This window comes from Paenibacillus auburnensis (assembly GCF_927798115.1).
GTDB lineage: Bacteria > Bacillota > Bacilli > Paenibacillales > Paenibacillaceae > Paenibacillus_AQ > Paenibacillus_AQ auburnensis.
Map to the genome: position 1 here is coordinate 1,248,508 of NZ_CAKMMG010000001.1, position 13,602 is coordinate 1,262,109.

Here is a 13,602-nt window from a genome sequence, read left to right on the forward strand (position 1 = left end):
CTGTAACAAAAGAATAGCCTTTTGTGTGAATGTGAAGTGTGCCTGCTTCTCTGCCGCTTACCATAAGCTTGAACCCATTTTTCTGGCCGCCTTGTTCGCGATTGCCAGCAGGCTGACGCTAATGACCGCCTTGAACAATCCTGCCGCCGCCGCATAGGAGAACCTGCTGTTCAGAATCCCCATCCGGTAGACATACGTATCGATCACATCGGACACATCCCGCAGAATCGGGTTCGTCGCCAGAATCAGGATATCCTCGAATCCGGCATTCAGAATATTGCCCACAGCCAGAATCATGAAGATGATGATCACCGGCCGGATGCAGGGCAGGGTAATCAGCTGAATCTGCTTAAAACGGCTCGCCCCGTCAATGGAAGCGGCTTCATACAAATGCGGATCGATGCCGGCAATCGCTGCCAGATAGACAATTGCCGCAAATCCAATTTCTTTCCATACTCCCGTAGCGACCAGAATACCCCAGAAATATTCCGGCACGGACAGAAAACTGATCGGCTCCGTCGTCAGATTAAGGCTCATCAGCAGCATGTTAACGCTTCCATTATCAGTCGAAAGCATCGAACCGACGAACCCGCCAACGATTACCCAGGAGAGAAAATGCGGCAGATAGCTGACCGTCTGAATGATCCGCTTAAACATCATCTGCCGCACCTCATTCAGCATAAGCGCCAGCAATATCGGGGCCGGAAAACCAAATAGCAGCTTGAGCAGGCTGATGACAATCGTGTTGCGCATAACCGTCCAGAAGTCAGGCGAATCAAAAAACGCTTCGAAGTGTTTAAGCCCGACCCATGGACTGTTAAAAAAACCGCCGAACAGCTGATAATCCTGAAAAGCCATCAGTACCCCGTACATAGGCAGATAACTGAAGATAAGGATGAAGATCAGCGCCGGCACCACCATCAGCTGTAAATCCCACTGCCTGATCCACCTGGACCACCAGGAATCAGAACTCCCTTTCTGCGTTTGAAGCACCCTTCGTTCGATCTGCACGGTTGTCATCCTTCCTGTGTCTTTGCTTTACACTTTCATCTTATGCCCAGCAGGAAGGACGTACCAGTACCGCCGTCAACGAAAAGTGTGGTTCAGCAACGATCCCTTTGTTCCCTTAAAATCGCTGCTTATTCCGGTTCGTCAGGGAGTTTGACAGCGTTGATGTCATCGATATAAAGCGTTCCGCTGCCCGGTGTGCCGCTGCCCTGCGCAATGTAGAAGGCAAACTCCTTAATCGATCCGAGATCAATCACCCCGTTGCCTCCGGTAGACCAGCCCGGCCGGGCAAACACCGTAAATGGAAGGGTCACTAGGACCGGCTCAGTACCCTGCAGCTTCAGGCTGGCCTCCCAAACTTCCCCATTCGTCTCATGGAACTGCACAGCCAGCTGCCGGTTCGATCCGTCCGGCTGCAGCCAGAAGGATATGGCTTCCATTCCCGGCCACTCCTTGCCCATGCTGCGGAAAACGCCCGCATAGCCGGGATTACCCACGGTGTAATCCAGCTTCAGCCCGTAGCTGCCTCCGCTCAGGTGGTACGTGTCCAGCGTAACCGTCGCCGCATTGCCGGAGACATTGCGCTGCCATTTGTTTCGCAGTTCCCCGTTGGATCCGCCGTAGCCCTCAAAATCATCGATCAGGTAGCTGTCTGCAGGCGGTGGAACGTACGGCCCGTTACCCGTTTCCCCATTGTTCAAGGCACGGGGATGGCTGTAAAGGGACTGGATGCTGCTAAGCGAATTTTTATCGGTCAAATACTGCGACCACGTCATGAAATACACATACCGCGATTGTTTGCTCTGCAGCATTTCCATGTCCGGCAGTTCTCCGTTCTCGCCAATGGCAATCGGTCTGCCGCCGCTGAGCTGAACCAGTTTGCTGTAATACGTATCACGGTAATCATTGTTGTAAATATCCATAGCCAGTACGTCAACCCTGTCATGGCCGGGATAATATGGAGCCGAATCATAAGCCCAGGAGCTTTCCGCATTCGGGCTCCAGACCCAGATTAAATTATTCAGCCCATGCATATTGGTGAGCCGGTCGTACATATTGTTCCACAGCTGCTTGAACAGCTCCGGCCGCGCCCCCCACCAGAAAAACTCGGCATTCATCTCATGATACGGCCGCCACAGGACCGGAATATTCTCGTCCCTTAGCTGCTCCAGGTATCCGGCCACCTCGTCAATCTGTGCCGCCCACTGGTTATACAGTTCAGTGCCGGGGGTGACGATATCCGTCATCTCAGCCAGCGTTACATCTCCTGTAACACTTTCCCAGCCGGCGGTTGCCGGGTCCATCGGCCGCGGCTCGTGGTAAGTCAGTGTGACCATCGTTCCGTTCTGACCTTTAAGGATCGCCTCGTCAATCATGGTCTGGCGTAATTCGCCGAGGTCTCCGCCGGTATAGTAAGCAAAATCCGAACCCCACAGAGCGGGATAGTAGCCGGTCAGCTCTGCAGCGGTGTCATACCACTTTGCAGGCTCTTCGTAATAGTTATGCTGTCCCGTATAAACAGCATTTCCTACCGACGCATATAAGCGGTCCAGCAGTGCTTTCGTGGCCTCGGAAGCCCCCGGATTGACCGGGTGCATCTTCAGCGTAGTCAGCTGAAGCGTGCTTGCAGCGGAAACAGCAGTCCCTTCACTCACCGCTTTTACGGAAATATCGTACAAGGTTTCAGGCGATAAGCCTTCCAGTTTGTACGTGTATAGAGGATTCCCGTTAATAGCGGGAATAGAGAGGCTGGACCATGTGCCTTCAGCGGCTTTTTTGTAAGAAATTTCGTAAGACTTCACGCCAAAAGGGCCTGTAGAAGCTGCCCATTCCAGTTCCGCAGATACGCCGTCGATGTTACCGGCTGCCAAGCCTGCCGGAGCACCGGGGGATAGATCTGTCGGAAGCTGTGGCATTGCGCCAACAAATACCTGATCCAGCAGGATATTCGCGCTTGTAACATTCGCAGTCATCAGACGCAGGAATTCGGTATTGCTTCCAGTATTCAGCTGCTGCACAGTACGCGTCCAGCCCGAAGCGGCACTGGTTGTGACCGGAAGCAGAGTCTTACCGCTATCCTGATAGACAATAAGGTTTACTGTAAGGCTGCCAGGCGGCGCGGCCGCAGGCTTGCTCCAGTAAGACACCATATAACTGCTAGTGTCAGCGGATATTTTCCCCGACTGAAGCAAGGATTCCGGATTGAGCTGGGCCGCATATTGACCCGAATAGGTGTCATAGGTTACGGTTGAAACCGTCCCTTTTTGTTTCCACGGGGAAATCAGACCACTCTCAAAATCTCCATTTGCCACAAGATTGGCACCCGGGGTTGCTTCAAGCCCCATGCGTGAATCGGAGAAGTTACCCGCGGCATCCCTGGCTCGCAGCATAATGGCGTAGACGGAAAAGGGGTCAAGACTGCCCAGTGTATAGGTGTACTCCGTAACAGTATCCTGATGAGGTACGGACACTACAGTCCAGGCAGGGTCATCTGTTTTTTTGTATGACAGCTGGTAGGAATCTACCGCCATATCATCAGTCGACCCGGACCAGGTCAGCTTCAGTGAATCCGGCTCCCGCTCGGTCTGCCAGGCGCCGGGTATGGTCGGCCGTTCTATATCGACATTCTCCCGGATAACCGCGTCATCAATGTAATAGTCTTTACTTGTACTGTTCCAGAAGGACAGGCGGATATACTGCACTCCCGGAGCCGGTGTATAAAGCAGCTGCCGGTATTCCCAGCTGGTGGAGCCCGAGAATTGCAGGACCTGCTTACCTTGCTGCGTGCCGAAGATATCCATATCGACCGATGCGCTCGTTACCCCTGTCCCGGCGAATTTCACCCATAGCCCGACTCGATAGGTTTTGCCTTGCTGTACCGCCACTGACGCTGATGCTCCGCCCGTATTACGTTTCACCTGCAGACTTTTTTCTCCTCCATGCTGCTCACTTGTCACCACAACCGGACTGCCCCACTTCTCCCATCCGGTGTCCCCTGATTCAAACCCCGGATTGCTCAGCATATTCTCCCCTGCAGCCCGCGAAGGTGCAGCAGGCACAATGATCGATGCAACAAACAGAGCGGCGGCCAGCCAGCCATACAACCATTTTTTGCCCGTTCGTGCAAACACTTGGATCAAACCTCCATTTGAATTTCAGCCGGTTGGATTACGATCTTTCAATCGTCCGGTTCATCAAATGTAAGCGTTTTCTATTGTGGTCAACAAGGACCCCAAGCAACGAAAACTGTGCTTGAGCAACGACTAATTCCAGCTTGATAAGGAATATAGATAGAAGGTTTCAGATCGAAAGATAGCGGGGGAACATTGCCTATGACGGGACAGGATATAATAGACGATTTACTCTATCTATATTCCGTTAGGCTGGACGAAAAGTGCCTATATATAGAGCGAACTTATGAATTTTTCTATTTAGGGGATTAGCCGTGCAATCATTATTAGACAGATTTTCTCCAGCTAATTGCTCATGTACAGCCCTCAATCAGCGATACTTTAAAAAATTAGCTGGAGTTATTCAACTTCTATTCTGATTCCAGTTCATCGGGATTTATTAAATAGAATTTTTCCAATTTGCAAAATTATTCTTGGCTTATCTCTGTACGGAACGCCCCGTTGCCGCAGGTTACGGCGAGTACCTGCCTGCTGTCACAATCCAGAGCAATGCCTTTCCAGCGCACTGCACCAAGTGAGTCATCTGCCCACGTCTCCCAGGTGATTCCGCCATCCCGGCTGCACACCACCTTGGATTCATTCAGGGTGTGAACCATCGGCTCGCTGGCCAGAATCAGCAGATCCCTCCCCCCTTCACTCTTGCCCACAGCCAGTGCGGAAACATTGAACGGCTCGGCTGTACCCGCCGGGAACAGCTTGCTCCAGCTCTTGCCATTATCGGCGCTGCTCCACAATCCTTCCGAAATAAACCCGGCGTACAGTGTCCCGCTGCGAGTGGCAGAATAGGCTACCGCATTCAGCACTGAGGCTGGACCCCTTCGTTGAAAAGGGAGCCCCGCTCCAATGGACTCCCAGGTGTCTCCGCTATCCGCTGAACACCAGATGCCCTCGCTCCACTCTCCTGTAAGTATATGCCCAGCCCGGAAGGGGTCTGCAGCCAGCAGCTGATTAGCGCCGCACGCGTTCTTAACCTGATGGACGACCACGGACAGGAGCTCTGCTTCAATCCAGTTTTTGAGGTGAGGGAGTGTCAACACATGATCCGGCGGGCGAAATGTGGTCTGCTTCCACGTCAGCCCTCCGTCTGCAGAACGGTATACGCCAGCCCCTGAGGAAATATCGCCATCGATGTAGGCGTAGAACATGCCGGAAAGAATACCATCCTCCCGCAAAGCCTGGACGAACAGGCCCTTTTCAAGGGTAAGCACCGCCTCAGCAGTCTGCCCCCCGTCTCTGCTTAAGGCGATACAGGCGGTACGACCATGGCCAACAAGCCCGTAAACATAATGTTCAGGATTTGTCCTGGAGACGGCCACAGCGGTACTCCCCGAGTAACCTGCCAGTCCGGGCAGATTGCGGAAGGTCACCCCGCCATCCTCTGTCACCTTGGGCGAATGGTCCGCCATGGTGACACAGAATTTGCCGGGCTGGCCGGGAGCTGCGGCTACTGCTTCCATACAGGTGGTTTCCAGCCCCCGGAAATGACCTGCCCGCCAGGTATTTCCGCCATCCTCGCTAACCGCGACTCCATACCAGTTGCACAAATAAAGCCGGTCTTTATTCAAACGGTCCACGATCAGCTTCGAAATCGCCCAGCCTGCTGCCGCTGCACGTGATCCCCCGTTGAAGCTATCCATATATGCCGGAAACCCGCTCAAATCTTCATCCCTGTGCTGCCGGAGAAGCTGCCATTCTTCTCCGCCGTCCCCGGAAAAATATATGGGAATGGGCGGAATATCCTTCATATGTGGCCGCACATCAGGGGCTGTATACCACCGCTGCGGGTTGTGGGGATCCTGAACCACCGTGCCGTAGCGTTGTTCACCGGACAGGAGGCCAGCTCCGGTGGATACCCAGGTCCGCCCGCCGTCCCTGCTGCTGCGGATGCCGCCCCAGATGCAGGCGACCATCAGTCGCTGCGGATCACGGCTGTCAAAGCCCAGCTCGGCAAAGCTCGCTCCTTCATACAGCTGCTGCCAGGATTCTCCCAGATCCGGGCTGGTATAGAGCCGCCCTTGCTTGCCTCTGGGCTGATCCTGGAGCAGACCCAGCACCCCGCCTTCGCCCGTCTCCACATAGTCCATATTCAGGTCATCATCGCTAATGGTGCCTGCGAACAATACACCAGGAATAGCCGGGTGAAAAGCGACGCAGCCGAATCTCTCCTCCGGCAGCAGCGTTTGCTGCCAGGTCTCGCCTTCATCGCGGCTAATCCACAAACCGCCGGTATAACCCCCGGCAGCCACGATATTCGGATGATGCGGATCGACCGCAATGACCTCACCGTACATCCGGGTCGGCCCATTTCCGTAGAATCCCATACCGGTGCAGACTTCCTTCCAGCTTCCGCCGCCATCGGATGATTTGTGTACCGCACCGTAAAATTTCCGGCTTCTCACTTCACCTGAGCAACGGAACATCACCTGCGGGTGATGACTGCTGATGGCAAAGCTCTGTACCTGATGATGATAGCTTTGGGTTAGGCCGCTGTTCAGCGTCTCCCAGCTCAGTCCCCCGTCCAGGCTGCGAAAGACGCCCGCCACATCGCAGCGGGCATAGAGAACTCCGCTATCCGCCGGATGCTGCAGCAGACCGGTGATATATCCGCCTCCGCCGAGCGCAGCAGGCGACCATACTTGTGCTGTCCTAAGTGAATGATTCAGCAAGTTCGTCCCTCCTCTGTTCCATCACCATAAGTCTACCTTCATGCTTAGGATAGAGGCATCCCCTCCGGCAACGGATTATGCCGCTCAGCAATGAATTTGTAACACCTGAACCAAAAGACCCTTGGTTTCCCAAGGGTCTCATTGCTGCTATCTGCCAAAGTCTGCTGCTTCAGCCTCCTGACAGCGTCCGGAGGTCTGAAAGCCCAGTGCCTTCTATCTTTACTTACCTAATCTCTGGGATAATTGATAGCCATAATATCCATAAAAGGAACCTTGGTGATCTCTTCATTCAAACTGAGATGCACCTTTCCGGTCCGCGAGTCCATGCCGACGATCTGCCCCCGGAGCTCTTCTTCCTTCCCCCACACGGTCAGCAAAATGACCGACTCCTCTTGCATCGCTTCCGTCAGCTGGTTGCCAATCTCCTCCAGCACAAATTCATCTCTTGTCGGCCGTTTGGCCACTTTCGCTTTTGCCACGATATTCCTCCAATAAGCCATTACTCGGATTACGATTATGCCGTCATATGAATGCTCCTATGTATTATAACATGGACTTCCCCTGCATCAACCCGCCTAGCCTAGTTGTTTTCATCCACTGCTGTTTTATTTAGAGAGAATTCTCACTCATTTTAATGTAAAATATAGTTAATTCTTTTATCTATCGTTAATCGAGGTGTGAAGGATGAGAAGGTGGGACTTATTGAAAAAATCTTTATTTCTGTTAATCGCGATCTGTTTTGCAGGCACATCTTTTGCAATACGATTTATTCACGCGGATTGGGCGTATAAATTTGTTGTAAATGAAGGAAAGTCTTATATCATTTCAGACAACCGGGTAGAACCCGAACAAGTTGATTCAATCATTGGCAAGGTTACAAAATATTCAGATTTTGAAGACACCTACTCAGGTAATTTTTCGAACCACTTTCCGAAGGGAACTAACTATTACAATATCAAAGGTGTTAGCACTAATGAGGCGATTGCGATTAAGTTGAGTGATGGATCGTTTATTCAAGCGAACTATAACGGTGAGTATCCTGGCGGAGACTCATTTAAATGGACAACTATTCTATGGTCAATTGCAGGTCTGTTCTTGCTCGTTGTGGTGACTTTTAATTGGATAAAAAATAGGAAATAAATTATTATACTGAATTGTTAAGCTACATTTCTAATAGGACGGAGGTTTACATTGAGGAAACTAATAAAAATGCTTGGGATCTTATTCAGTATAGCAACTGTTATTATTGCAATATCTTTTTTTATAGATGAAGGCTATAAAGATCAATCCAGACTTTCATGGATGATGGTTACAATGTGTGGCTCAATGATATTTAATGGTAGTGCTTCTTACTTAAAAAATAGATAAACCGGACTGCTCTCCGTAGGAATCGGAATATTAATTTTGATCGCCTTAGCAATCCTGACGGTTGGGCAGTCTAATACTTTATTGTCTTCAAACAGCAGCAGTGAACAGTTAAAAATTATGGAGGTGTCTCAGCAGCCATGAACCGCTCCATGAGGCACCCCCATTATTCATTAAATTTCACTTACTATGCAGATATTATAAGTATGAGGGCGCTAGCCGCGTTTGGCTGCTTGGATCAGGCCGGTAAGGTATTGCTTTTTGTCCCCCACAGCTTTGTCAGCAAGCTTCTTCAACTTGTCCGTCCCACCCCAGATCAGGTAAACAAGATGTTCCACCTGGTAGTATTTGAGGCCGCGGACTTGATCAAGCAGGAGTCTAAGCAGCTCTCCATCCTGCAATTCATCCCTAATCTTCAGCTTCAAGGTTTCGGTGCTGTACAGCATACACGTCACCAGTAAGGGAAGAGTCTCTCCGTTAAGGCCGTAATGTTCGGATAAAGCTGCTGTGAAGCCGTTCTGGACCGACTGATGTTCAACGTCTACCTTCTCCATATATTGTCCGGCCAGCGGGAAATATACCGGATCTGTGAGACCAAGTCCGAAGACCGCATAGCTGCCCGGCATGCAGCTCTTCTCCCCTTCCGTATCCGTATACCATTCGAAGGCTTCCATAGCCGCCTTGGCGTATTCTTCCAGCAGCGGGTGCACCTCCGGATATTCAAGCGCATTCGCAAAAAAGCGGTGCGTGCCCGACTTGGCCAGTCCTTTAATCGGCAGCCAGCACTTCACTGCAGATTTCAGCTTAATCTGATAGCTTTTGGGAAAGCCCAGCTTAAGCAGATTAATCAGAAACCGGAGCGCCTGTGCATAGCTCTCCCCTGACTCCTGTTTAATATGGACGCTTACCTCGGCAAACACATCATTAGCGCTGCATTCTACCCGTTCACCGCGTATTCTCACATCATCTTCAGCAAAGGCTCCGCTGCCCTGCTTCATCAGTTGTTCAGCCCGGCTGCTGCCGAGCTCGATCGCACAATTCAAGAAGGTAAGCCCCACACTTCTGCTGAAGGAAGGCTCATATTTGAGGATACAAATGGCGGCATAAATTACAAGCTCGACGGAGCTTTGCCCGGTCATGTCCAGCATTGCTCCACTTTTCTTCTTATATTCCCTCTGCCACTGTGTACCTGTGTTCTTGAAGTAACGGGGTAGCCACTGATCTTCTACCCAATTCCTTAAGGCCACTGTCAGAGTACGGCGGTGCTCCGCAAGATGCTTGTTCCCTCTGTTCAGCTCCTGTATTCTCTCAAACACAGCGATGATTTTGCCGGAATCCAATTCCCCATACAGACCTTCATCCAGCAGATGCCGGGAAAGAAAAAACGTTTCTAACGGCTTGGTCGGATATTTCCCGGCTTCGAGCTTGCCCGAGATATAAAGGCTGATCCGTTCCAGCAGCTGCTCTTTCTTCTCCTCATCTACATAATCGAGAATACGTACATTGACCTCTCCGCCGCGGACCCCGAACTTCCCGTCAAACGTAAACCGGTAGTCAATCACCGCCCGCGGTAATGTACTTATGTGGTGCTGCATATACGCAGCCAGCTCAGGAATCAGCCCCCGCACTTGCTCCTCTGTCAGCTGTTCACTGGTATTCTGTTTACTGTTACCCGGCAGTGATAGATCGAGCACGTTATCTGTCATGTCCACTCTGCCATCCGCATATTCAAGGAGCGCATAGCCGTGAATGCCCACCTGAAGCGTAGTGCGTTTCACAGTTTTTTCTGCGTCCTTATCGTTGATATAGGCCATCCATTGGTCTATTTCCTTCTTCACTTCTTCAAGAATTGCTTCCGCCATATGATTCATGTCCATTACATACTCCTTTACACAGCAGTATCGGCAGGGAAATTGTTCCTGCTAACTCTAGCATAGCCTGTCCGTGCAGCCGGAACAATTAGACGTTAGTAGTATTGCACTTTATTCCTTGGCGGCCTTCGTTCCGCCGTCAGTGCGGTTCTAACCTTTTATTTAAAAAGCTGCCACAAGGGCAGCTCTTTACACTCAGCATTCAGCTCTGGCGGTATCCCTCAACCAGTGCAATATACGTTTCGTATTGTTGTTCCCATGCCCTTTTGCGGTCTTGAAACACAACACCGTCCAGCAGCGCCTCAATCACATCCAGACAGACATGCCAGCCGGCGAGGTCTTTTGGAGTATGATCCGTGAGTGTACCTATTGTTTCTATCAGCAGCAGGCGGCAGCCCTCCGGCTCGGCAGCCAGCTCGAAACGGACCTTATCTTCGCCCCAGCTATATTCCAGCACCGAAGCCGGCTTACACTCGGAAATCCTCATTTCGATAAGGTTGCCGTCCTGCATATCAAATACCATACTGCCGCCGGTCCGCAGCTCTTTCACGCGCAGCTCGGAGAACCACTCCGGCAGCAGGTCATTGTCAGTCAGATAAGCCCAGACCTTTTCTACAGAATGCTTGTAATGACGTTCAAAGGTGGCTGTAGTGCCTTCAGGCACTCTTTTCAACTTAGCGGTCATCTTGATCCCTCCTGTTTAACGTAATCTGCAGCAACGTGCAGCAGAACCTGTTACCCAGACTGTAAAGGATTCACAGCTGAATCGCAAATAGGTTTAGACAGCATAATCCTCCATGCTTATCCTCTTACCATTATGCAGAGCTGCTGATCCTTCACCCTCGGAAACTTCCAGTCTCAGCTGATCTCCGCCGGAAGTATTATATTCCGCCGCCAGTACAGTCACTGCCTCAAAAACAGGCGCTTTAGCCGACATCTCTAATGCAAATTCTGCAAGGCTGACAATGCCGCGCTGTACGGCTTGTTTGACTTCCATCGCCTCGACCACTACACCGCCCGGCATCCCTGACGCTTGTACCTCTAAGTAATCCTTCCGTTCAACCAACTCATACGTGTTGGATAAATAGACGGCAAAATAAACGTTATCAACAAGCCCGAACAGCGCCTGCGGCTGCTCCAGCCACTGGCCTTTCGGCAGAACACCGATGACTGTGTTATCTTTGCCTTTAGGTACAGGAAACAAAGATATAACCGTACCTTTGTGATAAAGAACCTCCATATAAGCACTCTGGTGACGCGGATCGCCTTCCTGATACCCTTTACCCGGATGGAAAAAATACAGCTGATTGGCCCCGGCCTCTCCGCTAACCGGCAAAGAGTAGGCCCAGCGTAGCTGTTCATTGTCGAACTCCTCCACCCGCTCCCACAGTCCCCCGGCAGCATATTCTCCGGTGATATAAGCGTAGGAATGCAGCAGCGGCTGTGGAGCGGGATCACCGGACACCACCTTCTGCGTCAGCTTCTTCACCTCCGCCGGTGTCCGGCGGTCAAGCGCAAGCTCACGGATCTGAGCCGGTGCTTCGTAGAACAGAAAACCGGCATATTCCGTACGCGGCATCCTGCCGGGAAGACTGAATTCCCCGAACTGCACATAGTCGTGCAGCACATTGCGGTCGCCCGGCACATCATGCGGCCAGCCGCGGGAATGAGCACCGGCCCACGCTCCGCGGAAGTAGAACGCCGCCCGTTCACTCCACAGGTGATCGAGCATTTCACCAAGAACGGCCTTCACTCCGCTGTCCTCCTCCAGCTCCCAGGCGCAGGTGAACGCCTGCACCCAGTGCCAGAACCACGGCAGGCTGCCATATTCCGGCATCCCCTTAGCCCGGATATAGGCCAGCATTTGCTCCAGGCTTGCCCGCCCGTCTTCGCGCAGCTCCTCATCCCCGAACAGCCGGCCGAAGATCAGCTTCGCCGCCGTGTATTTAGCCTCGTGGTGGCCATAGTTCTCTATGTCTTTGCGAAAGAAGCCGCTCCGGTAAATATGCCCGATCGCCGTATGGAAGGCAATCCGCAGACCGGCACTGAACAAGCTGCTGTACTGCCTGCAGAACCAGGCCATCAGACTGCCCATAATCTCTACCGGGAGTTCATGCGGGGCGGCTTCCCGCGGAACCGGGTGCAGGCTAAGCGGCCAGTGTCCATAAAGGGGCGTCCCGGGCTCCCTGTTCTGCAGCAGCACCGTTTCCAGCAGCACTGCCTCTGCCTTCTTCCTCGCAGCCTCCCTGTCTGAATCCAGCCGGAAACTGTCATCTACAGCAGCTGCAAACAGATAGCATGCATAATAGAAGTTGTTGCGCACATCATCATGGAACCACAAGCCGCTATCCAGCAGCGGAAGCCGTTCGGCTTCCCCTGCTACTTTATTGATGATTTCCTTCTGACGGTCTTTATAGGAATGACTCCGGTTACTGCTTGGTTCCGCCGACATCATTTTCCCCTCCCAGGGTTTCATTTTTACTATATTGTGCACGCTTTCAGTTCATATGGCAATCGGAAAACCGAACAAATAAACTAAAATAAACGTACTAAAAAAGATTATGTCTTGCCAAATGAACGTATATGGATTAAATTGTACCTATACGAACGAAAATACGTTTGCGAAGGGGATTGAATCCGCAATGGAAAGACGTTTTGCATCACACCCGAATGAAGTTAAGCAGTTTGACACCGAGCGCCTGCGCAAGGAGTTCCACATTCCTGTCATTTTTGCTCCGGATGAACTGAAGCTTGTCCTGACCCATGAAGACCGCATGATCGTTGGCGGTGCTAATCCGGTAAATGAGGATGTCGTACTGACCACTGACCTGAAAGAGCTTGGAGTAACCTACTTCCTGGAACGCCGCGAGCTCGGGATCATCAATGTCGGTGGCAAAGGTTCGGTAGTTGTCGACGGAACCGAATATGAGATAGATTTCAAAGAATGTCTGTATGTCGGACAAGGATCCAAGGATGTCGTGTTCAAAAGCGCCGACAGCGCAAAGCCGGCAAAGTTCTACCTGAACTCGGCTCCTGCACACCAGTCCTACCCTACTACCAAAACAACGCTGGCTGAATCCGAATCCGGCGCACTTGGCGGCCTAGAGAACTCCAACGAACGCACCATTCACCGCTTCATCCATACGAACGGCGTACAAAGCGCGCAGCTCGTTATGGGGATGACCCAGTTGAAACCGGGCAGCATGTGGAATACAATGCCTTCCCATACTCACCCGCGCCGGATGGAAGCTTACTTCTATTTCGATCTTCCGGACGATTCCATTGTGTTCCACCTGATGGGCGAGCCTACGGAAACCCGCCACATCGTGATGCACAACGAACAGGCGGTTATTTCTCCAAGCTGGTCGATTCACAGCGGTGTAGGTACACACAACTATACCTTCATCTGGAGCATGGCCGGAGACAACAAACGATATGATGATATGGACCCCGTAGGTATGAAAGAATTAAAATAGAATAAAAACAACTACGGAAAGACGA

9 protein-coding genes are annotated in these 13,602 nt (G+C 51.7%); 2 read left to right on the forward strand and 7 right to left on the reverse strand.

Translation table 11 applies throughout. The features are described from left to right. Nucleotides 1–57 precede the first annotated feature (57 nt). The 4 genes from L6H70_RS05695 to L6H70_RS05710 all read right to left on the reverse strand — a co-directional run bounded on the left by L6H70_RS05695 (nucleotide 58) and on the right by L6H70_RS05710 (nucleotide 7,365). Entirely contained in the window at nucleotides 58–921 is an 864-nt protein-coding gene (locus L6H70_RS05695) for an ABC transporter permease (RefSeq protein ID WP_236333156.1), read from the reverse strand. Nucleotides 922–1,139: 218 nt separating this feature from the next. Next, complete coding sequence (locus tag L6H70_RS05700; protein ID WP_236330743.1) at nucleotides 1,140–4,139, reverse strand: glycosyl hydrolase; 3,000 nt, start codon at nucleotides 4,137–4,139, stop codon at nucleotides 1,140–1,142. 467 nt (nucleotides 4,140–4,606) lie between these two features. After that, entirely contained in the window at nucleotides 4,607–6,865 is a 2,259-nt protein-coding gene (locus L6H70_RS05705; protein ID WP_236330746.1) for a beta propeller repeat protein, read from the reverse strand. Nucleotides 6,866–7,092: 227 nt separating this feature from the next. Continuing rightward, nucleotides 7,093–7,365 carry a YolD-like family protein gene (locus L6H70_RS05710; RefSeq protein WP_279306733.1) on the reverse strand — a complete coding sequence of 91 codons (273 nt, stop codon included), beginning with the start codon at nucleotides 7,363–7,365 and terminating at the stop codon, nucleotides 7,093–7,095. Nucleotides 7,366–7,567: 202 nt separating this feature from the next. Between L6H70_RS05710 and L6H70_RS05715 the strand changes: the two genes are divergently transcribed. Continuing rightward, nucleotides 7,568–8,005: a hypothetical protein gene (locus tag L6H70_RS05715; protein WP_236330749.1), complete on the forward strand. Its 438-nt coding sequence runs from the start codon at nucleotides 7,568–7,570 to the stop codon at nucleotides 8,003–8,005. Between the two features lie 440 nt (nucleotides 8,006–8,445). On the opposite strand, the gene L6H70_RS05720 is transcribed toward L6H70_RS05715, so the two are convergent. The 3 genes from L6H70_RS05720 to L6H70_RS05730 all read right to left on the reverse strand — a co-directional run bounded on the left by L6H70_RS05720 (nucleotide 8,446) and on the right by L6H70_RS05730 (nucleotide 12,553). Continuing rightward, complete coding sequence (locus L6H70_RS05720) at nucleotides 8,446–10,101, reverse strand: DUF6138 family protein (protein WP_236330752.1); 1,656 nt, start codon at nucleotides 10,099–10,101, stop codon at nucleotides 8,446–8,448. Nucleotides 10,102–10,303: 202 nt separating this feature from the next. Continuing rightward, nucleotides 10,304–10,786, reverse strand: a complete 483-nt coding sequence (locus L6H70_RS05725; RefSeq protein ID WP_236330755.1) for an SRPBCC family protein — start codon at nucleotides 10,784–10,786, stop codon at nucleotides 10,304–10,306. Between the two features lie 93 nt (nucleotides 10,787–10,879). After that, entirely contained in the window at nucleotides 10,880–12,553 is a 1,674-nt protein-coding gene (locus L6H70_RS05730; protein WP_236330758.1) for a hypothetical protein, read from the reverse strand. Between the two features lie 190 nt (nucleotides 12,554–12,743). Between L6H70_RS05730 and kduI the strand changes: the two genes are divergently transcribed. Next, nucleotides 12,744–13,577, forward strand: coding sequence for a 5-dehydro-4-deoxy-D-glucuronate isomerase (kduI, locus tag L6H70_RS05735; protein WP_054940971.1), 834 nt, complete (start codon nucleotides 12,744–12,746; stop codon nucleotides 13,575–13,577). The last annotated feature ends 25 nt before the right edge of the window (nucleotides 13,578–13,602 follow it).

Coding starts and splice junctions, on each gene's coding strand:
- L6H70_RS05695 (WP_236333156.1), bottom strand. CDS start 921: ATGGTGGTGCCGGCGCTGATCTTCATCCTTATCTTCAGTTATCTGCCT.
- L6H70_RS05725 (WP_236330755.1), bottom strand. CDS start 10,786: ATGACCGCTAAGTTGAAAAGAGTGCCTGAAGGCACTACAGCCACCTTT.
- kduI (WP_054940971.1), top strand. CDS start 12,744: ATGGAAAGACGTTTTGCATCACACCCGAATGAAGTTAAGCAGTTTGAC.
- L6H70_RS05710 (WP_279306733.1), bottom strand. CDS start 7,365: ATGGCTTATTGGAGGAATATCGTGGCAAAAGCGAAAGTGGCCAAACGG.
- L6H70_RS05720 (WP_236330752.1), bottom strand. CDS start 10,101: ATGAATCATATGGCGGAAGCAATTCTTGAAGAAGTGAAGAAGGAAATA.
- L6H70_RS05730 (WP_236330758.1), bottom strand. CDS start 12,553: ATGTCGGCGGAACCAAGCAGTAACCGGAGTCATTCCTATAAAGACCGT.